Genomic DNA, 26048 nt, shown 5'->3' with positions numbered 1-26048 from the left:
ACAGCCCGGTTGCGCAATCCCCAGCTACGCTTGTGCCGGCTCCCACCTTTATATAAGAGGCTGCGCACATGAGTATTTCCTCTTTCAAGATCGCCCATAAATTGCTGACCGGCAGCACCGCCATCGAGCAACTGGCTGCCGAGCTGACCCGCCTGGATGTCGATAACCCGCTGATCGTCACCGATACTGCCCTGCTCAGGTCCGGCACGGTGGAGCTGGCGCTGGCCCACCTGGGGGAGCGCAGTTACGAAGTCTTCGACCGGGTGCAGCCCGATCCGGAAATCGCCATCGTCGAGGACTGCATGCAGGTGTACCGCGAGGGCGGGCATGACGGGCTGATCGGCCTGGGCGGCGGCAGCGCCATCGATATTGCCAAGAGTGTCGGGGCCTATGCCGGCTATCACGGCGCCCTGGAGGACCTGTTCGGCATCGACCAGGTGCCGCGCAAGGGGCCGCCGCTGATCGCCATTCCCACCACCGCAGGCACTGGTTCGGAAGTGACCAATGTGGCGATCCTCTCGGACCGGGTCGCGCAATTGAAGAAAGGCATCATCAGCGACTACCTGCTGCCGGACGTGGCCCTGGTCAGCCCGCAGATGACCCTGACCTGTCCACCGCGTGTCACCGCGGCCAGCGGCGTCGATGCCCTGGCGCATGCCATCGAGGCCTACCTGTCCCTCAATGCTTCCGCGATCACCGACTCCCTGGCCATCGGCGCCATCAAGCTGATCGTCAAGGCTTTACCCAAGGCCTTTGCCAACCCGGCCCACCTGCAGGCCCGGGAGGACATGGCCACTGCCAGCCTGATGGCCGGCATGGCCTTCGGCAATGCCGGGGTCGGTGCGGTGCATGCGATGGCCTATCCCCTGGGCGGACGCTTTCATATGTCCCACGGGGTCAGCAATGCCTTGCTGCTGCCCTATGTCATGACCTGGAACAAGATGGCCTGCGTCGAGCGTATGCAGGATATCGCCGAGGCCATGGGGGTACAGACCGCGCACCTGAGTGCCAGCGAGGCGGCCGACCGGGCAGTGGAGGCCATGGCAGCGTTGTGTGCGGCGGTGGAAATTCCCAGCGGCTTGCGCAGCTTCGGCGTGCCCGAGGATGCGATCCCGGCCATGGCCGTCGAGGCCGCGGGTATCGAGCGCTTGATGCGCAACAACCCGCGCCGGCTGAGCCCCGCCGATATCGAGAAGATCTATCGCGCGGCCTACTGATCATCGCGGTTACGGTGTGCGCTCCAAAGCATGAGGTATACAATGCGCGCCATCGTGATTCTGCTCAAAAAAGGTGCGTCATGCAGCCCTTCGCTATTGCTCCGTCGATTCTCTCCGCCGACTTCGCCCGTCTGGGCGAGGAAGTGGACAATGTCCTGGCCGCCGGCGCCGACATCGTGCATTTCGATGTCATGGACAACCACTATGTGCCGAACCTGACCATCGGCCCGATGGTCTGCGCTGCGCTGCGCAAGTACGGGATCACCGCGCCGATCGATGCACACCTGATGGTCACTCCGGTGGACCGCATCATCGGTGACTTCATCGAAGCGGGCGCCACCTACATCACCTTCCACCCGGAAGCCACGCTGCATGTGGACCGTTCCCTGCAGATGATCCGCGAAGGCGGTTGCAAGGCCGGCCTGGTGTTCAACCCGGCAACTCCGCTGGACGTGCTCAAGTACGTGATGGACAAGGTCGACATGGTGCTGCTGATGAGTGTCAACCCGGGCTTTGGCGGGCAGAAGTTCATTCCGGGCACCCTCGACAAGCTGCGTGAGGCTCGTGCCTTGATCGATGCCTCCGGGCGGGATATCCGCCTGGAAATCGACGGTGGGGTGAACGTGGGCAACATCCGCGAAATCGCTGCCGCAGGCGCCGATACCTTTGTGGCAGGCTCGGCGATCTTCAATGCGCCGAACTATCAGGAAGTCATCGAGAAAATGCGTGCCGAACTGGCGTTGGCGCGACCATGAGCGCCTTTGAGCAGCTGTTCCAGGGGCGCCTGCCACGGCTGGTGATGTTCGACCTGGATGGCACCCTGGTCGATTCGGTACCGGACCTTGCGGCCGCCGTGGATCAGATGCTGCTCAAGCTGGGGCGCAAGCCTGCCGGTGTCGAGGCGGTGCGTGAGTGGGTTGGCAACGGTGCGCCCATGCTGGTGCGCCGGGCCCTGGCCAACAGCCTGGAGGCCCAGGGTGTCGACGATGTCGAGGCCGAGTATGCGCTGGAGCTGTTCAATACCGCCTACGAGGACAGCCACGAGTTGACCGTGGTCTATCCCGGTGCGCGCGAGACTCTCAAGTGGCTGCACAAGCAGGGCGTGGAAATGGCCCTGATTACCAACAAGCCCGAGCGTTTCGTGGCCCCCTTGCTGGACCAGATGAAAATCGGTCGGTATTTCCGCTGGATCATCGGCGGCGATACCCTGCCGCAGAAGAAACCCGACCCGGCGGCGCTGTTCTTTGTGATGAAGATGGCCAGCGTGCCGGCCTCGCAATCACTGTTCGTCGGCGATTCGCGTAGTGACGTGCTTGCAGCCAAGGCAGCGGGGGTCAAGTGCGTCGCCCTGAGCTACGGCTACAATCACGGCCGGCCGATTGCCGAGGAGTCGCCGGCGCTGGTGATCGACAACCTGCGGGCGCTGATCCCCGGTTGCTTAGAACCTGCCGCTGAGATAACGTTGCCCGACGCTGTTCCATCCCATTCTGGAAACTCCATCGTGGTGGTCACTCGCAAACTCTGGATGAAAGTCATCAAGGCCCTGGCCCGCTGGCGTTGGCGCGCCTGATTTTTGTCTGGCCGGCCCCGCCGGCACGTTTGCATACCTGACTGTTAGACCCTCAAGCCACGAGGCACCCCATGATTCGCGAAGAATTCCTGCGTTTGGCCGCAGCCGGTTACAACCGTATCCCGCTGGCCTGCGAAACCCTTGCCGACTTCGACACCCCGCTGTCGATCTACCTGAAACTGGCCGACCAGCCCAACTCCTATCTGCTGGAGTCGGTGCAGGGCGGTGAGAAGTGGGGGCGTTACTCGATCATCGGCCTGCCGTGCCGCACTGTGCTGCGGGTGCACGGCTTCCAGGTCAGCGTGACCCATGATGGCGTGGAGATCGAAAGTCACGAAGTGGCCGACCCGCTGGCCTTCGTCGAGGAATTCAAAGCTCGCTACAACGTCCCGACCATCGCCGGCCTGCCGCGTTTCAACGGTGGCCTGGTGGGCTATTTCGGCTATGACTGCGTGCGTTATGTCGAGCCGCGCCTGGGCCCGTGCCCGAACCCGGATCCGATCGGTGTGCCGGATATCCTGTTGATGGTCTCCGACGCGGTAGTGGTGTTCGACAACCTGGCGGGCAAGGTGCACGCCATCGTGCTGGCCGACCCTGGCCAGGACAACGCCTTCGAAGCCGGCCAGGCACGTTTGCAGGAATTGCTGGCGCAACTGCGCCAGCCGATCACTCCGCGTCCGGGCCTGGATTTCAGCAAGCAGCTGGCCGCCGATCCGCTGTTCCGCTCCAGCTTTACCCAGGCTGACTATGAACGGGCCGTGGACACCATCAAGGAATACATCCTGGCCGGTGACTGCATGCAGGTGGTGCCGTCCCAGCGCATGTCCATCGATTTTTCGGCGGCGCCCATCGACCTGTACCGGGCGCTGCGCTGCTTCAACCCGACCCCTTACATGTACTTCTTCAACTTCGGTGATTTCCACGTAGTGGGCAGCTCGCCGGAAGTGCTGGTGCGGGTCGAAGACAACCTGATCACTGTGCGGCCGATCGCCGGTACCCGCCCGCGGGGCGCCTCCGAGGAGGCCGACCTGGCCCTGGAGCAGGACCTGCTGTCGGACGCCAAGGAGATCGCCGAGCACCTGATGCTGATCGACCTGGGACGCAACGACACCGGTCGGGTCTCGGAAATCGGTTCGGTGAAACTCACCGAAAAGATGGTCATCGAGCGCTATTCCAACGTGATGCACATCGTTTCCAACGTCACCGGCCAGCTCAAGGCCGGGCTGACGGCCATGGATGCGCTGCGGGCGATCCTGCCGGCGGGCACTCTGTCCGGCGCACCGAAAATCCGTGCGATGGAAATCATCGACGAGCTGGAACCGGTCAAGCGTGGGATCTATGGCGGCGCCGTGGGTTACTTCGCCTGGAACGGCAACATGGACACCGCCATTGCCATTCGCACGGCGGTGATCAAGAACGGCGAGCTGCATGTACAGGCCGGCGGCGGGATTGTCGCCGACTCGGTGCCGACCCTGGAGTGGGAAGAGACGCTGAACAAGCGTCGCGCAATGTTCCGTGCCGTGGCACTGGCGGAACAGACCCCTGCATCCAAGGCTTGAGGAGTTGCTGTCGTTGATTGGTTTTGTGAGGATCCTGATGTCTATCAGGTCCTCATCAAATCCAGTGCTGTTGTGTATATCAATCGAGCGCGGGAGCGATAAGCGCCCAGCTGCTGCACTGATTAAGGCCCCGAGCATTGCGCCCTAAGGTCCTAGGCCTGCCTGATATTTTCCTGCGGCTTTTCGAAGGCAACGAACAGTTGGTCTGCGGTGATAGTGCCAAGGTCCAGGCGCATGTTGGCTTCAAGCATGGCGAACAGGCGGGTGAATACATCGAATACCTTGCAGTGTTCTTCCATGCCTGAGAACGGGTTGTCGATCTTCTCGGCGATCAGCGAGCTTTCCTGTACGGCGTCATAGACCTCACGCAAGGTGATATCGCTGGCTGGGCGTGCGAGGGTCAGGCCGCCGTGGGCGCCGCGCCATGACTTCAGAATATTGGCTTTGACCATCAACGACACGAGACTGCGTACCCGGGTGGGATGAGTCTTGACCCACTTGGCAATGGTCTCGGTACGCAACCTCTGCGGCGCGTTGGCCGCTACGAACGAGAGGATGTATGAGGCGGTGATCAGGCGGGTCGACTGACTCATCTAGTTTGAATTCTCTCTTCAGTGGTAGGGCAGTAGCGACATTCCGATCTGCCCCTTCGAACCGATAGTACTGACAAAACCCCGCCTAGCAAGAGCCTCGCTCGTAAAGAAAAGGGGATTGGCAGCGACCTGTTTTTGAGCTTAATGTATTTGTCACGATGACAATTACAAATATTTTGCATCAGTGCGTGCGAGGTCGGCTGAATCCTTTTCTCTGCGGTTCAACAGAGGCAATGCCATGAGCGATAACAACAACAAAATAACTCAAGCGATGCACGACAGCGGCCTGCCGCGTCGGGATTTTCTCAAATACAGCGCAGCGGCGGTTGCCGTGGCCGGGGCGTTTTCAATGGGCTTGCCGCAACGCGGCTGGGCCGGGGAGGCCACCCCGAAAGCGGGCGGCGTGCTGCGCATGGGCCTGGCCGGTGGCAGTACTACCGATTCTCGTGATCCAGGTTCATGGAGCGACACCTTTACCTTTGTCGGTTTCTCGGCGGTGTACAACACCCTGAGCGAAATCGGCGTCGATGGTACGGCGATCCCCGAGCTTGCCGAGCGCTGGGAATCCAGCCCCGATGCACGCATCTGGACCTTCACCTTGCGCCAGGGGGTGACCTTCCATAACGGCAAGACTCTGGATGCTGGCGATGTGGTCGCCTCAATCGGGCATCACCTGGGCGACAAGTCCACCTCGGCGGCCAAGACTGTGCTCGGCGATGTTGCGAAGGTCAGCGCCCAGGGCAATGACACCGTGGTGTTCGAACTGCATTCGGGTAATGCCGACTTCGCCTACGTGGTGGCCGATTATCACCTGGTGATCATGCCCGCCAAGGACGGCGCCGCCGACTGGCAGGCCGGGATCGGCACCGGTGGTTATCGCCTCAAGGGCTTCGAACCCGGCGTGCGCATGGACCTTGAGCGCAGCCCGGATTACTGGAAAGCCGGCCGCGCGCATTTCGCCAGCGCCGAGTTGCTGGCCATCGCCGATGGCGCCGCGCGGGTCAACGCCCTGGTCACCGGCCAGGTCGATGTGATCAACAAGGTCGATCTCAAGACTGTCGCCTTGCTCAAGCGCAACCCCAATCTGGTCATCGAAGAGACCAAGGGTGCCCAGCACTACACCTTCCCGATGCTGACCGACAGCCAGCAGTTCCAGGACAACAACATCCGTCTGGCGCTCAAACATGCGATCAACCGCGAAACCCTGCTGGCCTCGGTGCTTTATGGCTATGGCCAGATTGGCAACGACCACCCGATCCAGCCCGGTAGTCGCTTCATCAACAGCGCCCTGGAACAGCGTGGCTATGACCCGGACAAGGCGCGTTTCTACCTGCGCCAGGCTGGGGTCGATTCGCTCAAGGTGCGCCTGCAGGCCTCCGATGCCGCTTACACCGGAGCGGTGGATGCCTCGGTACTGTTCAAGGAGCAGGCACGCCAGGCCGGTATCGACATCGACGTGGTGCGCGAACCAGCCGACGGTTTTTTTTCCAATGTGTGGATGAAGCAGCCCTTCACCACCTCGTTCTGGTACAGCAGCCTGACCGCCGACCGCATGTTCAGCATCGGCTACGCCAAGGGCGCGGCCTGGAACGAGACGCACTGGGACAACGCCCGTTTCAACCAGCTGCTCAACGCCGCTCGCGGCGAGATGAACGCACCGCTGCGCCAGGAGATGTACAACGAAATGCAGGCCCTGTGCCGTGACGAGGGCGGGGCGATCGTGCCGCTGTTCGCAAGCTCCGTGGCCGCACGCTCCAAGCGCGTGGCCCACGGCGGGCTGACCGCGCCCTACGGCGAGCTCGATGGCCTGCGCTTGATCGAGCGCTGGTGGCAGGCGTAAGCCCGACACTTTTTGCACCTTTCTTCGTTGATCCTGTTCGAGGAGCTGTACGGTGAATAGCCTTTGCAAACTGTTGCTCCAGCGCCTGGCCCTGGGCCTGTTGTCGCTGTTGGCGGTGTCGGTGATCATCTTCCTGGCCGTTGGCATGCTCCCGGGCGATGTCGCCCAGGCCATGCTCGGCCAGGCGGCAACTCCCGAGACTGTCGCTGCCTTCCGTGCCCAACTGGGCCTGGACCTGCCGCCGCTGACCCGCTTCGGCCACTGGGCCTGGCAACTGCTGCACGGTGACCTGGGCCTGTCGCTGGCCAACCAGCGGCCGATTGCCGAGCTGATCGGCACGCGCCTGGGCAACACCTTTAGCCTGGCCTTGCTGGCAGCGCTGGTGTCAGTGCCGGTAGCCTTGCTGCTGGGCATGCTCGCGGCGCTGTACCGCAACAGTTGGTTCGACCGCCTGCTCAACACCAGCGCCCTGAGCGCGGTGTCGTTCCCGGAGTTTTTCGTCGCCTATATCCTGATCCTGGTGTTCGCGGTCAAGCTCAACTGGTTGCCGAGTATCTCCAACCTGGCCCCGGGAGCATCGTTCGCCGAGGTGCTGGAGCGCTCGCTACTGCCGGTGCTGACCCTGAGCCTGGTGGTGGTCGCGCAAATGATGCGCATGACCCGCGCGGCCTTGATCAACGTGCTGGCCAGCCCCTATATCGAGATGGCCCGGCTCAAGGGCGTCAGCCAGGCGCGGATCATCTTCCACCACGCCTTGCCCAATGCCCTGGCACCGATCATCAATGTGGTGGCACTGAACCTGGCCTACCTGGTGGTCGGCGTGGTGGTGGTCGAGGTGGTGTTCGTCTATCCGGGGCTCGGCCAGTTACTGGTCGACTCGGTGTCCAAGCGCGATATCCCGGTGGTGCAGGCCTGCAGCCTGATCTTCGCCGCCACCTACATCCTGCTCAATACCACGGCCGACGTGCTGTCGATTGCCAGCAACCCGCGCCTGATGCATCCGAAGGGGTAAGCCATGAGCCTGATCAAAGCGTTGTTACGGGCGCCCATGAGCGCCCAGTTCGGCCTGCTGGTGATTGTTGCCTACATCCTGGTGGCGCTGTTCGCGCCGGTGCTGGCGCCGTATGGCGAGACTGAAGTGGTCGGCGAAGGTTTTGCGCCCTGGGGCGGGCAGTTCCTGCTGGGTACCGATAACCTGGGCCGCGACATGTTCAGCCGCCTGGTGTATGGCGCGCGCAACACTCTGGGGATTGCCTTCCTGACGACGCTACTGGCCTTTGCCGTCGGCGGTTTCTGCGGGCTGGTAGCGGCGATCAGGGGCGGCTGGATCGACCAGGGCCTGTCGCGGCTGGTGGATATCCTCATGGCCATCCCGCAGCTGATCTTTGCCTTGCTGATCCTCAGCGTGGTCGGCACCAACGCCACCTCGCTGGTGCTGGTGATCGCGCTGCTGGATGCCACCCGGGTGTTTCGCCTGTCACGGGCGGTGGCGATGACCGTGGTGGTCCAGGACTTCGTCGAGGCCGCCCGGCTGCGTGGGGAAGGGCTGTGGTGGCTGGTCAGCCGCGAGGTGCTGCCCAATGCCGCCGCGCCGCTGATTGCCGAGTTCGGCCTGCGTTTTTGCTTCGTGTTTCTGTTCATCAGTGCGTTGTCGTTCCTGGGCCTGGGCATCCAGCCGCCGACCGCCGACTGGGGCAGCATGGTCCGCGACAATGCCGTGCTGATCACCTTCGGCGATATCAGCCCGCTGCTGCCGGCCCTGGCAGTGGCGCTGATCACCGTCAGCGTCAACTTTGTCGTGGACTGGGTGCTGCATCTATCCAGCGGCCTGAAGGAGTGCTGAGCATGACCGTTCATCCAAGTGACAAGCCGCTACTGGAAATCCACGACCTGCGTATTGAAGGCCATTATCAGGACGCTTGGCACCCGCTGATCAAAGGCATCGACTTGAGCTTGCAGCGGGGCGAAGTACTGGGCCTGATTGGTGAATCGGGCGCGGGCAAGTCGACTCTGGGCCTGGCCTCCATGGGTTATGTGCGCGACGGTTGCCGTATCACGGGTGGCTCGGTGCGCTTCGATGGCCAGGAACTGGTGGGCGCCAAGCCCGAAGCCCTGCGCAAGCTGCGCGGCCTGCGTATCGCCTATGTCGCGCAAAGCGCGGCGGCCTCGTTCAACCCCGCGCACCGGCTGATCGACCAGCATGTCGAAACCGCGGTAAGGAATGCTGGTATCGAGCGTGCCAAGGCACAAGCCGAAGCAGTGGAGCTCTACCGCATACTGCGTCTGCCCAACCCCGAGCAGATCGGTCAGCGCTACCCGCACCAGGTCTCCGGCGGTCAGTTGCAACGGGTGATGACCGCCATGGCCATGGCCTGCCACCCGGACCTGATCATCTTCGACGAACCGACCACGGCGCTGGATGTCACCACCCAGATCGAAGTGCTGGTGGCGATTCGCGATGCGGTGAAAACCTACGGGAGCGCCGCCTTGTACATCAGCCACGATCTGGCAGTGGTGGCGCAAATGGCCGATCGCATCATGGTTCTGCGTCACGGCAAGCTGGTGGAGGAGGCCGACACCCGGACCATGCTCGACGCCCCACAGCAGGATTACACCCGATCGCTGTGGGCAGTACGTAGCTTGCGCACCGAACCCAAGCCGTGCCCACCGCAGGCAACACCGCTGCTGGAGGTACGCAGGGCCAGCGCCAGCTACGGCCATCAGCCGGTGCTGCATGATGTCTCGCTCAAGCTCTATCGTGGTCAGACCCTGGCGGTGATCGGCGAGTCGGGCAGCGGCAAGAGCTCTACGGCCCGCTTGATCACCGGGTTGTTGCCGCCGACCAGCGGCCAGGTGTTGTATGACGGAAAAGCGCTGCCAGCTGATTATCGCCAGCGCAGCAAGGAGCAATTGCGCCGATTGCAGATGATTTACCAGATCCCCGACACCGCGCTCAACCCGCGCCAGCGCATCGTCGACATCATCGGCCGGCCGCTGAGTTTCTATCTCGGCCTCAAGGGCCAGGCGCTGCGCCAGCGGGTCGCCGAGCTATTGGAGATGATCGAGCTGGACCCGGCGTTGTACATGGATCGCCAGCCCCGCGAACTGTCTGGCGGGCAGAAGCAGCGGATCTGTATCGCCCGGGCTCTGGCGGCCGAGCCGCAACTGATCATCTGCGACGAAGTCACCTCGGCCCTCGACCAACTGGTGGCCGAAGGCGTTCTGAAGCTGCTCAACCGCATCCAGCAGCAACTGGGCGTGGCCTACTTGTTCATCACCCACGACGTCGCCACCGTGCGCGCCATTGCCGACGAGGTACTGGTGATGCAGCGTGGGAAGGTGGTCGATCACGGCTGCCGGGAGGAGATCTTTACCCCGCCGCACCGCGACTACACCGGCTTGTTGTTCTCCAGTGAGCCAGAAATGGATCCGGACTGGCTCGATCATTTGCTGGAGAAAAGGGCGCTGGTTTCCTGACTTGGCCATGGCAAGAAAAGCGCCCCTTTGCTCAAGTGGCCGTGCTTCTGGGGCCAGAAGAGGCGGAACGCCCCTTGAGCCGCACGGCTAAGAAGGCGCAAACAGGCTGCCACCACACCTTAAAGAGCGCCGTTTCGGTGATGGACTTGTGGCGTTTAAAGGGCTTCCAAGCCATCTGCCGAGGCGGGCTGCGCAAAGCGGTTTGCATGTCGTGCCGCCCGGCGCTCTGGAGCGCACGGCATACGCGGGGCCAGCCATGCATTGCGCTCCAACGGAGTGGGGCAGGTATCAACCAGCGGAGTGAGTGCCGCAAGACCCAGCGGCAAATTGCAATCGACGCAGCCCCTTGATGAACGGTACAATCGCGCCTCGAAGCTCGGCTGCGGAACGCCGTCGAGTGCTCAATTACGGTTAGGTCCTATGCTTTGCATTGCAACGATTCGTTTTAGTCAGTGGTGGCGCTTCCAATAGGAAGCGGCACGTCGTTGCGGTTTTTTAACCGAACCCTGCCGCCGTAATCGGCAAGCAGGGATCAAGGATCTAATAGCTCTCCGGCACGGCGGCTCCAAACCCCAGGAGAACGCTGCATGCCAATCAGTCTCCCCACGCAGTACAGCTTCGCCCGGCGGCAATGCCATCGGGTGCATCGTCATGCCCAACGTTCTGCCGGCTTGCGCTGGCGATGGCCGACGATGGCGTGGCGAGCTGAGCGACATTGCATAGATAAGGCGGTTCAATTCCATCACCTTGTCTGCCCTGCCGGCAGCTTGCAGCATTCGGGTGCGCAAGCTCGCCCGGCACGCTCCACTGCGCTTGTGTATATCAATGTGCATATCGACACCCTGAGTTGCATGCACACCTACTTTAAAATCAATAAGTTGGAGCATGTATGCTGCTGATGATTGATAACTACGACTCCTTCACCTACAACGTCGTCCAGTACCTGGGCGAGTTGGGAGCTGAGGTGAAAGTAGTGCGCAATGACGAACTGAACGTGGCTCAGATCGAGGCGCTCAAGCCCGAGCGCATCGTGGTCTCGCCCGGGCCTTGCACGCCGACCGAAGCCGGTATTTCCATCGAGGCGATCAAGCATTTCGCCGGCAAGCTGCCGATTCTCGGCGTATGCCTGGGGCATCAGTCCATCGGCCAGGCCTTTGGCGGCCAGGTGGTGCGTGCCCGGCAAGTGATGCACGGCAAGACCAGCCCGGTGTTCCACCGCGACCTGGGGGTGTTCAACGGCCTGAACATGCCGCTGACCGTAACCCGTTACCACTCGCTGGTGGTCAAGCACGAGAGCTTGCCCGAGTGCCTCGAAGTCACGGCCTGGACCCAGCTGGAGGACGGCTCCGTCGACGAGATCATGGGGTTGCGCCACAAGACGCTGAATATCGAGGGGGTGCAATTTCATCCCGAGTCTATTCTCACCGAGCAGGGCCACGAGCTGTTCGCCAACTTTCTCAAACAGAGCGGCGGCACGCGCTAAGGACTTTTCATGGATATCAAGACTGCCTTGAGCCGTATCGTCGGCCACCTGGACCTGAGCACCGAAGAAATGCGTTCGGTAATGCGTGAAATCATGACCGGCCAATGCACCGATGCGCAGATTGGCGCCTTCATGATGGCCATGCGCATGAAAAGCGAAAGCATCGATGAGATCGTCGGTGCGGTATCGGCAATGCGCGAGCTGGCGGACCGGGTCGAGCTGAAAACCCTGGATGGCGTGGTGGATGTAGTGGGCACCGGCGGCGACGGGGCGAACATCTTCAACGTGTCCACGGCTTCCTCCTTTGTGGTCGCCGCGGCCGGTTGCACTGTGGCCAAGCACGGCAACCGCGCGGTGTCCGGCAAGAGCGGCAGCGCCGACCTGCTGGAAGCGGCCGGGATCTATTTGAACCTGACCCCGGTCCAGGTGGCGCGCTGCATCGATAACGTCGGCATCGGCTTCATGTTTGCCCAGTCCCATCACGGGGCGATGAAATATGCCGCCGGCCCGCGTCGCGACCTTGGCCTGCGCACCCTGTTCAACATGCTCGGCCCGCTTACGAATCCGGCCGGAGTCAAGCATCAGGTGGTAGGCGTGTTCACTCAGGCGTTGTGCCGGCCCCTGGCCGAAGTCTTGCAACGCCTGGGCAGCAAGCACGTTCTGGTGGTGCATTCCCAGGATGGTCTGGACGAGTTCAGCCTGGCTGCGCCCACCTATGTGGCCGAGCTGAAGAATGACCAGATCACCGAGTACTGGGTACAGCCCGAGGATCTGGGCATGAAGAGCCAGAGTCTGTTCGGCCTGGTGGTGGAAAGCCCGGCGGCCTCCCTGGAGCTGATCCGCGATGCCCTGGGGCGCCGCAAGACCGAGCATGGCCAGAAGGCCGCCGAAATGATTGTGCTCAATGCGGGGGCGGCGCTGTATGCCGCCGATCATGCCAGTAGCCTGAAAGAGGGCGTGGCCCTGGCTCACGACGCCTTGCACACCGGCCTGGCCCGGGAGAAGCTCGAAGAGCTGGGTGCCTTTACCGCGGTGTTCAAGCAGGAGAATGAAGGATGAGTGTGCCGACAGTTCTGGAAAAAATCCTCGCCCGTAAAGCCGAGGAGGTTGCCGAGCGCAGCGCCCGCGTCAGCCTGGCCGAGCTGGAGACCCTGGCGCGTGCTGCCGATGCACCACGGGGTTTCGCCCGGGCCTTGCAGGACCAGGTCAAGCTCAAGCAGCCGGCAGTGATAGCCGAGATCAAGAAGGCTTCGCCGAGCAAAGGCGTGATCCGTGAGAACTTCGTTCCGGCGGACATTGCCAAGAGCTACGAGAAAGGCGGTGCCACTTGTCTGTCCGTGCTGACCGATGTCGATTACTTCCAGGGTGCCGATGCGTACCTGCAGCAGGCCCGCGCCGCCTGCAAGCTGCCGGTGATCCGAAAGGATTTCATGATCGACCCGTACCAGATCGTCGAAGCCCGTGCCCTGGGCGCCGACTGTGTATTGCTGATTGTCGCTGCGCTGGATGACGCGCGGATGGCGGAGCTGGCGGCGGTGGCCAAGGGCGTTGGCCTGGATGTGCTGGTGGAAGTGCATGATGGTGATGAGCTGGAGCGGGCGTTGAAGACCCTCGACACACCGCTGGTTGGGGTCAACAACCGCAACCTGCACACCTTCGAAGTCAATCTGGAGACCACCCTCGACCTGCTGCCACGCATTCCCCGCGAGCGCCTGGTGATTACCGAGAGCGGCATCCTCAACCGTGCCGATGTCGAGCTGATGGAAATCAGCGATGTCTATTCGTTCCTGGTGGGTGAGGCGTTCATGCGTGCCGAAAGCCCGGGCAGCGAATTGCAGCGTCTGTTCTTCCCTGAGCGCGGCGTGCCGGTCAGCGGCTCGACCCTGGACTGAACCCGTGACAATGAACAAGCCGGCGATGCCGGCTTTTTCATGCCTATCGCCAAGGATTTCTACTGCCATGACTCAACCCCTTGCCTTGACTGTCGAAGCCGGCCTGCAGGCCGAGCAAGATCTGCTGGCCCTGGTGTGTACCGGTGAACAAGAGTTCGGCCTGCTGTTCTGGCAGCCCAGTGACCGGGCGCTGGTGATGCCTCGGCGCTTGAGCCGCCTGCCTGGATTTGAACGGGCCTGCGAGGAGTCGGCCGCCAACGGCTGGCCGGTGCTGTTGCGCGAAACCGGCGGCGAGCCGGTGCCGCAGTCGGCGGCCACGGTGAACATCGCCCTGGTCTACGCCCCGCCGCGCAGCGAAGGGGATCAGGGCCGGATCGAAACCGCGTACCGGCGCCTGTGTCAGCCGATCTGCGACCTGCTCAGCGAACTGGGGGGCAACCCGTCATTGGGCGAAGTGGAAGGGGCGTTCTGCGATGGTCGCTTCAACGTCAACCTGGACGGACGCAAGATGGTCGGCACCGCCCAGCGCTGGCGTCAGAGCAAGGGTGGCCAGCGGCCAGTGGGCTTGGTGCATGGTGCCTTGCTGCTGGATAACGAACGCGATTCGATGGTGAGCGCGGTCAATACTTTCAATCAGGCCTGTGGCCTGGAACAGCGCTGCCGGGCCGAAAGTCATATCGCCCTGCACGAGGCCTTTGCGGCGCCCGATGCGCTAGTGCGGCTGGAGAGCCTGTACCGGCAGATGCTCAAGGGCTTCCTGGCGGATTAGCGGGTGCCGAACACCACCATGGTCTTGCCCTTGACGTGAACCAGGTTGCGTTCTTCCAGATCCTTGAGGACGCGACCGACCATTTCCCGTGAACAACCGACGATCCGGCCGATTTCCTGGCGGGTGATCTTGATCTGCATGCCATCCGGGTGGGTCATGGCGTCCGGTTGCTTGCACAGCTCCAGCAGGCAGCGGGCCACCCGCCCGGTCACGTCGAAGAACGCCAGGTCGCCGACCTTGCGCGTGGTGTTGCGCAGGCGCTGGGCGATCTGCCCGCTGAGCACATAGAGGATGTCCGGGTCGTTCTGCGACAGTTCGCGGAACTTGGCGTAGCTGATCTCGGCAACCTCGCACTCTACCTTGGCGCGCACCCAGGCGCTGCGCTGCTGCTCATGGCCGGCCTCTTCGAAGAGCCCCAGTTCGCCGAAGAAGTCTCCGGCATTGAGGTAGGCGATGATCATCTCCCGACCGTCATCGTCTTCGATGAGGATGGTCACCGAACCCTTGATGATGAAGTACAGGCTGTCGGACACATCACCGGCGCAGATGATGTTGCTCTTGGCCTGATACCGGCGGCGTTGACAGTGCATGAGCAACTTGTCGAGATTTTTGATCTTGGGGGTGGGGGCAATAGCAACCATGGTTGTATCCCGAAAAGACTGCACGGTATGAGGTGTTTTTTTTATGGGGCGTAAAACGAAGGTGTTGAACGCTGGCGATGCGCCAGTCATTTGGCGTCAGCTTAACAGACACGTCCTTGGCTCAATTAAGATTTTTCTTATCGAAAACCGGTAATGAGGGACAAACGGTCAAAGCGCTGTGGCTGGAAAACCCTGTGCTAAGCTGGCGCCCCTTTTTTAACAGTGGAGTCTTGGCGATGAAGGCACGCATCCAATGGGCTGGCGAAGCCATGTTCCTCGGCGAATCGGGCAGTGGCCACGTAGTGGTGATGGATGGCCCGCCGGAAGCCGGTGGCCGCAACCTGGGTGTTCGCCCTATGGAAATGCTCCTGCTCGGCGTGGGCGGTTGCAGCAACTTCGATGTGGTCAGCATTCTCAAGAAGTCGCGCCAGGCGGTTGAAAGCTGCGAGGCGTTCCTGGATGCCGAGCGTGCCACCGAAGACCCCAAGGTCTTCACCAAGATCCACATGCATTTCGTGGTAAAGGGCCGAGGCCTCAAAGAAGCCCAGGTCAAGCGGGCCATCGAGCTGTCTGCCGAGAAATACTGCTCGGCGTCGATCATGCTCGGCGCGGCCGGTGTGGCCATCACTCACGATTACGAAATCGTCGAGCTGGGCTGAACCCGCGCGGATTCTGGCGGTAAAAGAAAAGGGCGCTTCGATAGCGCCCTTTTTGATGCCCGTGGTTTGGAATCAGATCCGGTAGGTGCTCTTGGTCATGACCTTGGCCAGCAGGCTCATGCCGAATTTCACCGGCGCCGGGAAGCGGAACCCGCCGGCTTCGAGCGCGGTTTCAGCGTGATGTTCTTCGTCGATGCGCATCTGTTCGAGAATCGCTCGGGACTTTTCGTCTTCGGCCGGCAGTTGCTCCAGATGCTCGTTCAGGTGCTTGCACACCTGGTCTTCGGTGGCGGCAACGAACCCCAGGCTGACCTTGTCGCTGATCAGGCCTGCCGCGGCGCCGATGCCGAAGGACAAACCGTAGAACAGCGGGTTGAGCACGCTCGGGTGGCTACCCAACTGGCGGATGCGCTGTTCGCACCAGGCCAGGTGGTCGATTTCTTCTTCGGCGGCATGTTCCATGGCCTGGCGTACCTGAGGCAGCTTGGCGGTCAGGGCCTGGCCCTGGTACAGCGCCTGGGCGCAGACTTCCCCGGTGTGGTTGATGCGCATCAGGCCGGCCACGTGCCGGGTGTCCTCGTCACTCATCTGCGCTTCCGGCTGCACGATGGCCGGCGACGGGCGATAAGGTTGGCCGCTGAAAGGCAGCAGCGTGCGCATCGCCATATCGGCTTGCAACAGCAGGCGGTCGATCGGCGAGTAGTGACGTTGGGTAGTCATGCTTATCTCCGGGAGAAATCTCGGCGGCCAGTTTACTCCAATCAAAGGAGCGAAAACTGCGCTGGATCAGCGCACCCTCGTCCTCGATGGTCCGAGAGGGCGCTGCGCAAGGGGGGGGGGCGGGCAATCAGCCCGGCGGCCAGTTCATCTGGCGCTGACCCAGCACGTGCATGTGAATGTGATACACGGTCTGCCCACCCAGCTCGTTGCAGTTCATGACGACCCGGAAGCCGTCTTCGCAGCCTTGCTCCTTGGCCAGGCGCTGGGCGGTGAACAGAATGTGTCCGGCCAGGGCCTTGTCGTCCTCGGTGAGGTCGTTGAGGGTGCGGATGGGTTTCTTCGGGATCACCAGGAAATGCACCGGCGCTTGCGGGGCAATATCGTGGAAGGCCAGAACCTGGTCGTCCTCGTAGATGATCTTCGCGGGTATTTCTCTGTTGATGATCTTGGTGAACAGAGTATCCACAGCTGTTTCTCCATTGGGTTGGTCCGGGCCGAGTGTACTCAGGTGCACAAGGTGCGCCCAGCCCCGACTCTTAACGTGGGCAGTAGGCCCGATTGACGTAACCGACGATCTTGCGGGTCAGCCAGCGTGAACTCAGGCGGGCGCTGAAGGCCATCCAGCGGTTCAGGCGTCCGGGAATGATGATGGCGCGGTTCTTTTCCAGGGCGCGCACCGCATACAGCGCGACCTCCTCGGGGCTCATGAGCAGCTTGCTGTCCTTGAGTTTGGTGGTGTCCATTTGTGCGGTGCGGAAAAATGCGGTGCGGGTCGGCCCCGGGCAGAGTACCGAGACCTTCACCGCGCACTTCTTCAATTCTTCGCGCAACCCTTCGGAGAAATGCAGGACATAGGCCTTGCTGGCGTAGTAGCTGCTCATCCAGGGGCCGGGATAGAAGGCTGCCACCGAGGCGACATTGAGGATCTGCCCGCCGCCCAGCAGCGCCATGCTGTTGCCCAGGGCATGACACAGGCGGGTGAGGGCGAGGATGTTGACCTCGATCAGGTCCTGCTCGGTCATCCAGTCCTGGGCCAGGAACGGGCCGCTGGTGCCGATGCCGGCGCAATTGACCAGCAGGTCGATCTGCCGGTCACCCTCCTCCAGCTCCAGCAGGAAACCGGACAGGCGCAGTGGTTCGCCCAGGTCGCAGGCGCGGAACAGCACTTCGACGCCGAAGCGCTGGGTCAATTCCAGGGCGATGCATTCCAGCTGATCACGCTGACGGGCCACGAGAATCAAGTTACGGCCGCGCCGGGCCAGTGCTTCGGCCAGGGCCAGGCCTATGCCGCTGGAAGCACCAGTGATCAGAGCGTAACGGGTCATGCATTTCTCCATCGCAACGGCCGGCGGCCTGCGACGGGGGAGGGTCGCAGGCTCGGGCGCGTTTATTCTTGCTCGGATTCTACAGGGGCGGCGATATCGGCAGGTTCGGCATCTTCATCGGCGCTGCTGGAGTCGATGCTTTCGCTGTAGCTGGTTTCGCTGTAGCGATCTTCCAGGGAGCTCAGGCCGCCGGCCACCATGCCCACGATCAGCACGACGATCAGGACGACCCACATCCAGGACAGCACCTTGACGGCGGTGGTGTTGGGCGGTGGTGGTGCGCCGTAGCGGTTGGCCACGTTGCTGCCCGGGCTGACCATCAGCACCAGAGGGAAGATGCTGCCGACGATGGGCACGAAGTTCAGCAGCCACAGCCAGCCCGACCAGCCGAGATCGTGCAGGCGCTGCACGCTGATCTGAATGCTGACCACGAGGAAGCCGATGAAGACCACGATACCGCCGACAATCCCCAGGCCGGTGAGCAGGGTGGAATTGAACACCGCCGCGGACAGGATACCGAAGAAGGCGCCTACCCCGACCACGGCCAGCATGGCCACCGTCAGGACCAGAGTCCAGGCCAGGTAGCGCAGGCGACCGATACGGCCTTCGAAGCTGAATACGTTGAGTGCGGCGTATTGTGGGATTGCATCGCCTACTACGGCTTGCGGGGGCGCATAGGGCGACTCGCTGAGGCTGCTGGCCCTGGGTGTGGGGGTTACTGCGTCTAGATCCAGCTTCAGGGCCTGCTCGGATTCGATGCGGGCATCGATCCCGGCGTTCTTCAATGCTTCCAGATAGCGCTGGGCGTCGGCCTGCGTCAGGTCGCGCTTGAGCTCCACCTGCTGGCCGCTGAACAGGCGTTCTACGGCGGCCGCATCGCTTTTGAACAGTTCGGCGAGGTTCAGTTGGGCAGTGGCTTTTTCCACGCCGGGCAGCAATGTGCCGTCGAAAACGATCTTGTAGCGGGTTTCGCTCATGGGGGCATCCCTGTCACTTGAAAAGAAGGTTTACATAAAAGACTGACAGTTTAAGGCCAGCGCCCCTCGGCTGGCCAAAAAACTAATGAGAACGGGTTAACGTGGCCAGCGTTTGCTCAGTTGGCTGGCGCGTTGCTGGGCCGCCTGATATTCGCTGTCCAGGCGCGCGATCAATTGGTCGACGCTGGGCAGGTCGTCGATTTCACAGACCCCCTGGCCTGCGGACCAGACGGTTTTCCAGGCTTTTGCCTCATCGCTGATGGGTTTGAGCTTGGAGCCGAAGTTGATCTCACCTTTGCCTTGCAGGGCGGCCAGGTCGAAACCTGCGTTCTCCAGGCTTTGGCGCATGAAGCTGGCAGGTACTCCGGAAACCGCGGCGGTATGCACGATGTCGGCGGCTCGAGAGCTGAGTAGCATCTCTTTATAGGCATCCGGTGCGTGGCTTTCGGTGGTACCGATAAAGCGGGTGCCCAAGTAGGCGAGGTCGGCGCCAAGCAGCTGGGCGGCAAGAATCTCGTGGCCCCGGTTCAGGCAGCCGGCCAGTAGCAGGGTCTTGTCGAAGAACTGGCGGATCTCGGCGACCAGAGAGAAGGGGCTCCAGGTGCCTGCATGGCCACCCGCTCCGGCTGCGACGGCGATCAGCCCATCGACACCCGCCTCGGCGGCTTTCTCTGCGTGCCGGCGGGTGGTCACGTCATGAAATACCAGGCCGCCGTAGCTGTGCACGGCGTCCACTACTTCCTTGACCGCGCCGAGGCTGGTGATGACGATCGGTACCTTGTGCTCGATGCAGATCTGCAAGTCGGCCTGCAGCCGTGGGTTGCTGTTGTGCACGATCAGGTTCACGGCGTAGGGAGCAGGGTTCTCCAGCTTGGCCAGGCCCGCTTCGATCTCCTCCAGCCAGGCCTTGAAACCGCTGCTTTCGCGCTGATTGAGGGCGGGAAAGCTACCCACCACACCATTGCGACAGCAGGCCAGGACCAGTTCCGGGTTGGAGATCAGAAACATCGGCGCGGCCACTAGAGGCAGGCGCAGACGTTGTTCGAGCAAAGCGGGCAGTGACATTGGAGTACCCCCAGGGAAGCGACTAGTTAGAGTTAGAACGGCCGTACAACGACCAAAATTACAATAGCCAGCAATATCAGAACCGGTACTTCATTGAACCAGCGATAAAAGACATGGCTGCGGGTGTTTTCGCCACGGGCGAAGCGCTTCACTTGCGCGCCGCACATGTGGTGATAGCCGATGAGGATGACCACCAGGGTCAGTTTGGCGTGCATCCAGCCGCCCTGGCCGAAATACGCGCTGGGGTTGAGGCTGATCAGCCAGATGCCAAAGATCAGTGCCGCGATCATCGCAGGCCCCATGATGAAACGGTACAGCTTGCGTTCCATCAGGCAGAAGCGCTCGCGGCTGATGTTGTCCTCGCTTTGGGCGTGGTAAACGAACAGGCGTGGCAGGTAGAAAAGGCCGGCAAACCAGCAGACCACGCTGACGATATGAAAGGCTTTGAGCCATAGATAGAGCATTTTTAGTTATTCCCAGGTTCACGGTGGCGAAGATAGTAGAGGGTAGAGCGTCCGCACGTCACCTTGACGGTTGTCGCAGGGGCGCGCCGCCCCTATTATCGGCAGCTTTCCAGTGGGTTCGTTGAGGGCAGGTTTATGGTCAAGGTCGGTATCGTCGGCGGCACGGGTTACACCGGTGTCGAACTGCTGCGTCTGTTGGCACAGCATCCGCAAGCGCGAGTGGAAGTCATCACTTCGCGATCCGAGGCTGGCCTGGCCGTTGCCGACATGTACCCGAACCTGCGTGGCCATTACGACGGCCTGGCGTTCAGCGTGCCGGATATCAAGACCCTTGGTGCCTGTGACGTGGTGTTCTTTGCCACCCCCCATGGCGTGGCGCATGCACTGGCTGGCGAACTGCTGGCTGCGGGGACCAAGGTCATCGATCTATCGGCGGACTTCCGCCTGCAGGATGCCGATGAGTGGGCCAAGTGGTACGGTCAGCCTCACGGTGCCCCTCAATTGCTGGAGGAAGCGGTCTACGGCCTGCCGGAAGTCAATCGCGAACAGATCAAGAAAGCCCGTTTGATTGCGGTTCCTGGCTGCTATCCAACCGCAACCCAGCTCGGTTTCCTGCCGCTGCTGGAAGCCGGTCTTGCCGACACTTCCCGGCTGATCGCCGACTGCAAATCCGGTGTCAGCGGTGCTGGCCGTGGCGCCAGCGTCGGGTCGCTGTACTCGGAAACTTCCGAGAGCATGAAGGCCTATGCGGTCAAGGGGCACCGTCATTTGCCGGAAATCCGTCAGGGCCTGCGCCGGGCAGCAGGCAAGGAAGTTGGCCTGACGTTCGTACCACACCTGACGCCGATGATTCGCGGTATCCACTCCACGCTCTACTCCACGGTGGTGGATAAGTCGGTGGATCTGCAGGCGTTGTTCGAGAAGCGTTATGCCAATGAGCCGTTTGTCGATGTAATGCCGGCCGGCAGCCATCCGGAGACCCGCAGTGTGCGGGGTGCCAACGTGTGCCGGATTGCCGTGCACCGGCCGCAGGATGGTGATCTGGTAGTGGTACTGTCGGTCATCGACAACCTGGTCAAGGGCGCTTCGGGCCAGGCGGTGCAGAACCTCAATATCCTGTTCGGCCTGGATGAGCGTCTGGGGCTGTCCCACGCGGGCATGCTGCCTTAACGTCGTTTTTGCGTGAACAAAAAGGCCCGTCTGACGGGCCTTTCTGCTTTATACGGGTGGCTGTACGACTATTGATATACCGTAACAATAGTTGACCGCTTTTCTGGGAGAAGCGGATAATGCGCGTCATTACGCAGTATGGCGGCTTAACGCCGGGAGATAGTCAGCATGAGCGTTGAATCCTTCACCCCCACGGCTTTGCAATTCACTCAAGGTGCAGCGCACAAGGTGAAGACCCTGGTCGATGAAGAGGGTAATGATCGCTTGAAGCTGCGCGTATTCGTTACGGGCGGCGGTTGTTCGGGGTTTCAGTACGGTTTCACTTTCGATGAGGAAGTGGCCGAGGATGACACCATCGTCGAGCGTGAGGGCGTGAGCCTGGTGGTCGATCCGATGAGCTTCCAGTACCTGGCCGGTGCTGAAGTAGACTACCAGGAAGGCCTGGAAGGTTCGCGGTTCGTGATCAAGAACCCCAATGCCACCACTACCTGTGGTTGCGGGTCGTCGTTCTCGATCTGACCAGCCGGCAGTAGCCATTCGCCGAACGCCGCAGGGGCTTGGGATCCTGCGGCGTTTTGCTGTCTGCTGTTCAAGCCGGGTAGATGGCGCCTAGTACACGCAGGCCACGGGCGCCGGTGACGCTGGGCCGGTTGGCAGCGATGCCTTCCAGGCAGCAGTGGGCCAGCCAGGCAAACGCCATAGCCTCTACCCAGTCGGGATCTACGCCATACGCCGCAGTGCTGCTGACCCGTGTTTGCGGGAGGAGGGCTGCCAGGCGGCCCATGAGCGCTGCGTTATGCGCGCCGCCGCCGCACACCAGCAACTCCTGGGTGTCACTTTGAGCACTCTGCAGCGACTCGACGATGGTTAGAGCTGTCAGCTCCAGAAGGGTAGCCTGCACGTTTTCGGCGGCAATAGCGCCCCGTGCCCTCAGATGCCGCTGTAGCCAATCAAGATTGAATACCTCGCGCCCGGTGCTCTTCGGGCCTTGGGTGGCGAAGAACGGGTCGCTGAGCAGGGCTTGCAGTAGGGGCGGATCAACCTGGCCGCTGGCAGCCCATTGGCCATTGCGGTCGAAGTTCTCTGCGCGTTGGGCCTGGATCCAGGCATCGAGCAGGACGTTGCCCGGGCCACAGTCGAATCCGGCCACCGGCTTGGCGGTTTCGATCAGGCTCAGGTTGCTGAACCCGCCGACGTTCAGCACGGCGCGGTTTCCCGGGCGCTGGTCGAACAGGGCTTCGTGAAAGGCCGGAACCAGCGGCGCGCCTTGCCCGCCCGCCGCCACGTCGCGGCTGCGGAAGTCGCTGACGACAGTGATCCCGGTCAGCTCAGTGAGCAGGGCCGGGTTGCCGATCTGCACCGTGAACCCGCGGCTTGGCTCATGACGCACGGTTTGTCCGTGGCTGCCGATGGCGCGAATGTCTTGGGGGTGCAGTTGCTGTTGTTGCAGAAGCTGGTTGATGCCCTGGGCGGCCAGCTCGACCCAGTGCTGTTGGGCGATGGCGGAACGGGCGATCTCGTCGGGGCCACTGGCGCACAAACCCAAGAGTTCGGCGCGCAGGGTATCGGGCATGGGGATGTAGCGAGTGGCGACCAATCTGAGCGCCGGGCTTTGCTCGATCAGGGCGATGTCCAGGCCATCAAGGCTGGTACCGGACATCACACCTATATAGAGCCCCATGGCTTAGCGCTTGCTCGAGGCCAGCATCGTGGCCTTTTCCTGATCCATCCGGGCCATCAGAGGCTGGCTCTGCTGCAGGAAGCGTGCTCGTTCGGCCTTGGCGATCGGGTCGGCCATGGGCAGCTTCTGGCCCAGCGGATCCACGTGGACACCGTTGACCTGGAACTCATAGTGCAGGTGCGGTCCGGTGGACAGTCCGGTGGTACCGATATAGCCGATGACCTGGCCCTGTTTCACCGAGCCGCCAGTCTTCACACCCTTGGCAAAGCCCTGCATATGGCCGTACAGGGTGCGGTAGGTGTTACCGTGCTGGATGATCACGGTATTGCCATAACCGCCACGACGGCCAGCTAGCAACACCTTGCCATCACCGGCAGCCTTGATTGGCGTGCCCCGTGGCGCGGCATAGTCCACGCCCTTGTGGGCACGGATCTTGTTCAGGATCGGGTGCTTGCGGCCCATGGAAAAGCGCGAGCTGATGCGAGCGAAATCCACCGGTGTACGGATGAATGCTTTGCGCATGCTGTTGCCATCAGCGGTGTAGTAGCTGCTGGAGCCCTGTTTGTTGGTGTAGCGCACTGCGGTGTAGGTCTTGCCGCGGTTAGTGAAGCGCGCGGAGAGGATATTGCCTGTGCCGACTATCTTGCCGTTGGCGACTTTTTGCTCATAGATCACGTCGAATTCGTCACCCTGGCGAATATCCTGGGCGAAGTCGATGTCGTAGCCGAAAACGTTGGCCATATCCATGGTCAGGCTGTGGGACAGCCCGGCGCGGGCGGCAGACTGCGAAAGCGAGCTGTTGATGACGCCGTGGACATAGGCAGAACGAACCACTGGTTTGGTGATCACGCGGCTGAACATAAAGCCCTTGGGGCCTTTGGTCAGGGTGATGGTTTCCAGGTCGCTGACTTTGCTATGCAGGTTGTTCAGTTGGCCATCAGGCGTCAGCTCGAACTCCAGCTTCTGGCCATGCTTGAGCTGGGAGAACTGCTTGGCCTGCTTGTCGCTGGCCAGTACTTCATGGACAGAAGTGGCTGGCAGGCCAACCTTTTCAAAGAGTGTGGAGAGGGTGTCGCCCTTGGTGACCAGAACTTCCCTGTGGCCGGGGGCTTTTGGCTCCTCCACGGCAGCAGGCACAGGTGCGGTTTCTGCGGTTTGCGTGGTGTCTTCGGCGGTGTTTTCGATCTGTGCGAAAGGTGAGGCAACGGCCTCGCTTGTGGCTTGTTCGGTGGATGCGGCGTCTTGATCTTGTGTCAGTTGCTCGATCGGGCTTTCCAGATCAAGGCTCAATGTCGTTTTTTTTGCTTCTACATCACTGGATGGAAATACCAGAAGAGCCAAGCTGAGAAGGGCTGCGATGCCACTTGCAGCGAGCAGGTGGCTCTTCGGATAAAGCGGTGGCGCTTTAGACGGTTCGGTGGTCATAGGTAATTTGACTTTGAAAAGATGAAATGGAAAAGATGAATGACATGATGAAGATGAAATAACTGTATAAAATATAACCAAATCATCTGTGACGCAAGGGCGCGGGCACTCTGCTTTCGGAATGCTCCCGTACGCCGGGCAAAACTTGTAATTAGTCCATGATCTTGTATGGTTGGTTCCCTTTTGAATCTGAGCCTTGCGGGTCTGTTATGAAGTCGGTTGAAGAGCAGCTAGCGCTGATCAAACGTGGTGCGGAAGAGTTGTTGGTCGAGTCCGAGTTGATCGAGAAGCTCAAGCGCGGCGAACCGCTGCGCATTAAGGCTGGCTTCGATCCGACGGCGCCGGATCTGCATCTCGGGCATACCGTACTTATTAATAAGCTGCGTCAGTTCCAGGACTTGGGTCACCAGGTAATCTTCCTGATTGGCGACTTCACCGGCATGATCGGTGATCCCAGTGGCAAAAGTGCCACACGCCCACCCTTGACTCGCGAGCAGGTCCTGGAAAACGCAGAGACCTATAAAAGCCAGGTCTTCAAGATTCTTGATCCTGCCAAGACTGAGGTGGCTTTCAACTCCACCTGGATGGACAAGATGGGGCCGGCGGACTTCATTCGTCTAACTTCCCAGTACACCGTTGCGCGGATGCTCGAGCGTGACGACTTCGACAAGCGTTATTCGACCAATCAGCCGATTGCCATTCATGAGTTCCTGTATCCGTTGGTGCAAGGCTATGACTCGGTGGCATTGCGCGCCGATGTCGAACTGGGCGGTACCGACCAGAAGTTCAACCTGCTGATGGGGCGTGAGCTGCAGCGCGGTTACGGTCAGGAGGCTCAGTGCATTCTGACCATGCCATTGCTCGAAGGGTTGGATGGCGTCAAGAAGATGTCCAAGTCTCTGGGTAACTATGTCGGTATCCAGGAGGCGCCTGGCGTGATGTACGGCAAGCTGGTGTCCATTCCTGATGCGTTGATGTGGCGTTACTTCGAGTTGCTCAGCTTCCGCTCCATGGATGAGATCAATGCATTCAAGGCGGATGTAGATGCTGGCGCTAACCCGCGTGACATCAAGATCAAGCTGGCCGAAGAGATTGTTGCGCGCTTCCATGGTGAAGAGGCTGCTGCAAATGCTCACCGTGCCGCAGGTAACCGCATGAAAGATGGCGAGCTGCCTGATGATCTGCCGGAAATCGAGCTGGTTGCTGCCGAGGATATGCCGATTGCGGCTGTCCTTAATAAGGCAGGGCTGGTGAAGAACGCCGCAGTGGCTCGGGATCTTCTGGGTTCGGGTGGTGTGCGGGTGGATGGTGAGGTTGTCGATCGCACCTATATATATGCAGTAGGTTCAACCCATGTGTGCCAAGCCGGCAAGAAGGCATTTGCACGTATTACGCTTAAATCCGAATAAAACTGAAAATAGGTGTTGACGGCGAATTATATCTCTCTATAATTCGCCCCACTTCCGGCGCAGTCGAAACGGAAAACTCCTTGAGATTCAACGAGTTACGCAGTTTTCGATA

26 protein-coding genes are annotated in these 26048 nt (G+C 61.2%); 16 read left to right on the top strand and 10 right to left on the bottom strand.

Features of this window, described 5'->3' with window-relative positions:
- The first annotated feature begins 68 nt into the window (after positions 1-68).
- From AC1RL5_RS10030 to trpE, 4 genes are all read left to right on the top strand, one after another.
- The gene (locus AC1RL5_RS10030) at positions 69-1217 is read left to right on the top strand and encodes an iron-containing alcohol dehydrogenase (protein ID WP_011063810.1); all 1149 of its coding nucleotides are present in this window, start codon (positions 69-71) and stop codon (positions 1215-1217) included.
- A gap of 80 nt (positions 1218-1297) precedes the next feature.
- The gene (rpe, locus tag AC1RL5_RS10025; protein ID WP_011063809.1) at positions 1298-1972 is read left to right on the top strand and encodes a ribulose-phosphate 3-epimerase; all 675 of its coding nucleotides are present in this window, start codon (positions 1298-1300) and stop codon (positions 1970-1972) included.
- The gene (locus AC1RL5_RS10020) at positions 1969-2787 is read left to right on the top strand and encodes a phosphoglycolate phosphatase (protein ID WP_011063808.1); all 819 of its coding nucleotides are present in this window, start codon (positions 1969-1971) and stop codon (positions 2785-2787) included. The genes rpe and AC1RL5_RS10020 overlap by 4 nt, the downstream gene beginning before the upstream one ends.
- 71 nt (positions 2788-2858) lie before the next feature.
- Positions 2859-4346: an anthranilate synthase component I gene (gene trpE / locus AC1RL5_RS10015; RefSeq protein ID WP_011063807.1), complete on the top strand. Its 1488-nt coding sequence runs from the start codon at positions 2859-2861 to the stop codon at positions 4344-4346.
- Positions 4347-4498: 152 nt separating this feature from the next.
- Here trpE and AC1RL5_RS10010 read toward each other — a convergent pair whose 3' ends face one another.
- Positions 4499-4939: an Rrf2 family transcriptional regulator gene (locus AC1RL5_RS10010; RefSeq protein WP_015637243.1), complete on the bottom strand. Its 441-nt coding sequence runs from the start codon at positions 4937-4939 to the stop codon at positions 4499-4501.
- 238 nt (positions 4940-5177) lie between these two features.
- On the opposite strand from AC1RL5_RS10010, the gene AC1RL5_RS10005 reads away from it, so the two are divergent.
- The 8 genes from AC1RL5_RS10005 to AC1RL5_RS09970 all read left to right on the top strand — a co-directional run bounded on the left by AC1RL5_RS10005 (position 5178) and on the right by AC1RL5_RS09970 (position 14400).
- Positions 5178-6779: an ABC transporter substrate-binding protein gene (locus tag AC1RL5_RS10005; RefSeq protein WP_011063805.1), complete on the top strand. Its 1602-nt coding sequence runs from the start codon at positions 5178-5180 to the stop codon at positions 6777-6779.
- Between the two features lie 52 nt (positions 6780-6831).
- Entirely contained in the window at positions 6832-7791 is a 960-nt protein-coding gene (locus AC1RL5_RS10000) for an ABC transporter permease (RefSeq protein ID WP_072451738.1), read from the top strand.
- Between the two features lie 3 nt (positions 7792-7794).
- Positions 7795-8622, top strand: coding sequence for an ABC transporter permease (locus AC1RL5_RS09995; RefSeq protein WP_011063803.1), 828 nt, complete (start codon positions 7795-7797; stop codon positions 8620-8622).
- Positions 8623-8624: 2 nt separating this feature from the next.
- Entirely contained in the window at positions 8625-10256 is a 1632-nt protein-coding gene (locus AC1RL5_RS09990) for an ABC transporter ATP-binding protein (protein ID WP_093405107.1), read from the top strand.
- 889 nt (positions 10257-11145) lie between these two features.
- A complete protein-coding gene (locus AC1RL5_RS09985; protein ID WP_145713276.1) occupies positions 11146-11739 on the top strand; it encodes an aminodeoxychorismate/anthranilate synthase component II in 594 nt (197 codons plus the stop codon).
- A gap of 9 nt (positions 11740-11748) precedes the next feature.
- A complete protein-coding gene (gene trpD / locus AC1RL5_RS09980) occupies positions 11749-12798 on the top strand; it encodes an anthranilate phosphoribosyltransferase (RefSeq protein WP_011063800.1) in 1050 nt (349 codons plus the stop codon).
- Positions 12795-13631, top strand: a complete 837-nt coding sequence (trpC, locus tag AC1RL5_RS09975) for an indole-3-glycerol phosphate synthase TrpC (RefSeq protein WP_011063799.1) — start codon at positions 12795-12797, stop codon at positions 13629-13631. Before trpD ends, trpC begins: the two co-directional genes overlap by 4 nt.
- 67 nt (positions 13632-13698) lie before the next feature.
- Positions 13699-14400, top strand: a complete 702-nt coding sequence (locus tag AC1RL5_RS09970; RefSeq protein WP_041120061.1) for a lipoate--protein ligase family protein — start codon at positions 13699-13701, stop codon at positions 14398-14400.
- Here AC1RL5_RS09970 and crp read toward each other — a convergent pair.
- Entirely contained in the window at positions 14397-15041 is a 645-nt protein-coding gene (gene crp / locus AC1RL5_RS09965) for a cAMP-activated global transcriptional regulator CRP (RefSeq protein ID WP_011063797.1), read from the bottom strand. The two genes, AC1RL5_RS09970 and crp, sit on opposite strands and share 4 nt — an antisense overlap.
- 236 nt (positions 15042-15277) lie before the next feature.
- Here crp and AC1RL5_RS09960 point away from each other — a divergent pair, with 236 nt between their 5' ends.
- Positions 15278-15700, top strand: coding sequence for an OsmC family protein (locus tag AC1RL5_RS09960; protein ID WP_009045862.1), 423 nt, complete (start codon positions 15278-15280; stop codon positions 15698-15700).
- 72 nt (positions 15701-15772) lie between these two features.
- On the opposite strand, the gene coq7 is transcribed toward AC1RL5_RS09960, so the two are convergent.
- From coq7 to hemJ, 6 genes are all read right to left on the bottom strand, one after another.
- Positions 15773-16420 (bottom strand): 2-polyprenyl-3-methyl-6-methoxy-1,4-benzoquinone monooxygenase, encoded by a 648-nt coding sequence (gene coq7 / locus AC1RL5_RS09955; RefSeq protein WP_011063796.1) that lies wholly within the window; start codon positions 16418-16420, stop codon positions 15773-15775.
- Between the two features lie 127 nt (positions 16421-16547).
- Positions 16548-16886 carry a histidine triad nucleotide-binding protein gene (locus AC1RL5_RS09950; RefSeq protein ID WP_016963742.1) on the bottom strand — a complete coding sequence of 113 codons (339 nt, stop codon included), beginning with the start codon at positions 16884-16886 and terminating at the stop codon, positions 16548-16550.
- Between the two features lie 70 nt (positions 16887-16956).
- Complete coding sequence (locus tag AC1RL5_RS09945; protein WP_019092760.1) at positions 16957-17745, bottom strand: SDR family NAD(P)-dependent oxidoreductase; 789 nt, start codon at positions 17743-17745, stop codon at positions 16957-16959.
- Between the two features lie 62 nt (positions 17746-17807).
- Positions 17808-18722, bottom strand: coding sequence for a DUF805 domain-containing protein (locus tag AC1RL5_RS09940; protein WP_207239556.1), 915 nt, complete (start codon positions 18720-18722; stop codon positions 17808-17810).
- 96 nt (positions 18723-18818) lie between these two features.
- Positions 18819-19787, bottom strand: a complete 969-nt coding sequence (locus AC1RL5_RS09935) for an NAD(P)H-dependent flavin oxidoreductase (protein WP_019092762.1) — start codon at positions 19785-19787, stop codon at positions 18819-18821.
- Between the two features lie 32 nt (positions 19788-19819).
- Positions 19820-20251 carry a protoporphyrinogen oxidase HemJ gene (hemJ, locus tag AC1RL5_RS09930; RefSeq protein WP_093405097.1) on the bottom strand — a complete coding sequence of 144 codons (432 nt, stop codon included), beginning with the start codon at positions 20249-20251 and terminating at the stop codon, positions 19820-19822.
- Between the two features lie 135 nt (positions 20252-20386).
- Here hemJ and argC point away from each other — a divergent pair, with 135 nt between their 5' ends.
- Both argC and erpA read left to right on the top strand, forming a co-directional pair.
- Positions 20387-21421 carry an N-acetyl-gamma-glutamyl-phosphate reductase gene (argC, locus tag AC1RL5_RS09925; RefSeq protein WP_072443688.1) on the top strand — a complete coding sequence of 345 codons (1035 nt, stop codon included), beginning with the start codon at positions 20387-20389 and terminating at the stop codon, positions 21419-21421.
- A gap of 168 nt (positions 21422-21589) precedes the next feature.
- The gene (gene erpA / locus AC1RL5_RS09920) at positions 21590-21940 is read left to right on the top strand and encodes an iron-sulfur cluster insertion protein ErpA (protein ID WP_011063789.1); all 351 of its coding nucleotides are present in this window, start codon (positions 21590-21592) and stop codon (positions 21938-21940) included.
- A 70-nt stretch (positions 21941-22010) separates the two neighbouring features.
- On the opposite strand, the gene AC1RL5_RS09915 is transcribed toward erpA, so the two are convergent.
- Together AC1RL5_RS09915 and AC1RL5_RS09910 are read right to left on the bottom strand one after the other, a co-directional pair.
- Positions 22011-23102 (bottom strand): anhydro-N-acetylmuramic acid kinase, encoded by a 1092-nt coding sequence (locus AC1RL5_RS09915; protein ID WP_072451734.1) that lies wholly within the window; start codon positions 23100-23102, stop codon positions 22011-22013.
- 3 nt (positions 23103-23105) lie between these two features.
- A complete protein-coding gene (locus AC1RL5_RS09910) occupies positions 23106-24527 on the bottom strand; it encodes a peptidoglycan DD-metalloendopeptidase family protein (RefSeq protein ID WP_072451733.1) in 1422 nt (473 codons plus the stop codon).
- Positions 24528-24736: 209 nt separating this feature from the next.
- Here AC1RL5_RS09910 and tyrS point away from each other — a divergent pair, with 209 nt between their 5' ends.
- Positions 24737-25936, top strand: coding sequence for a tyrosine--tRNA ligase (gene tyrS / locus AC1RL5_RS09905; protein WP_053154182.1), 1200 nt, complete (start codon positions 24737-24739; stop codon positions 25934-25936).
- The last annotated feature ends 112 nt before the right edge of the window (positions 25937-26048 follow it).

It is taken from the genome of Pseudomonas sp. GW822-FHT06D10 (assembly GCF_058799535.1).
Note: the sequence above shows the minus strand (reverse complement) of the source record. Positions and strands in the feature narration are given on the sequence as shown.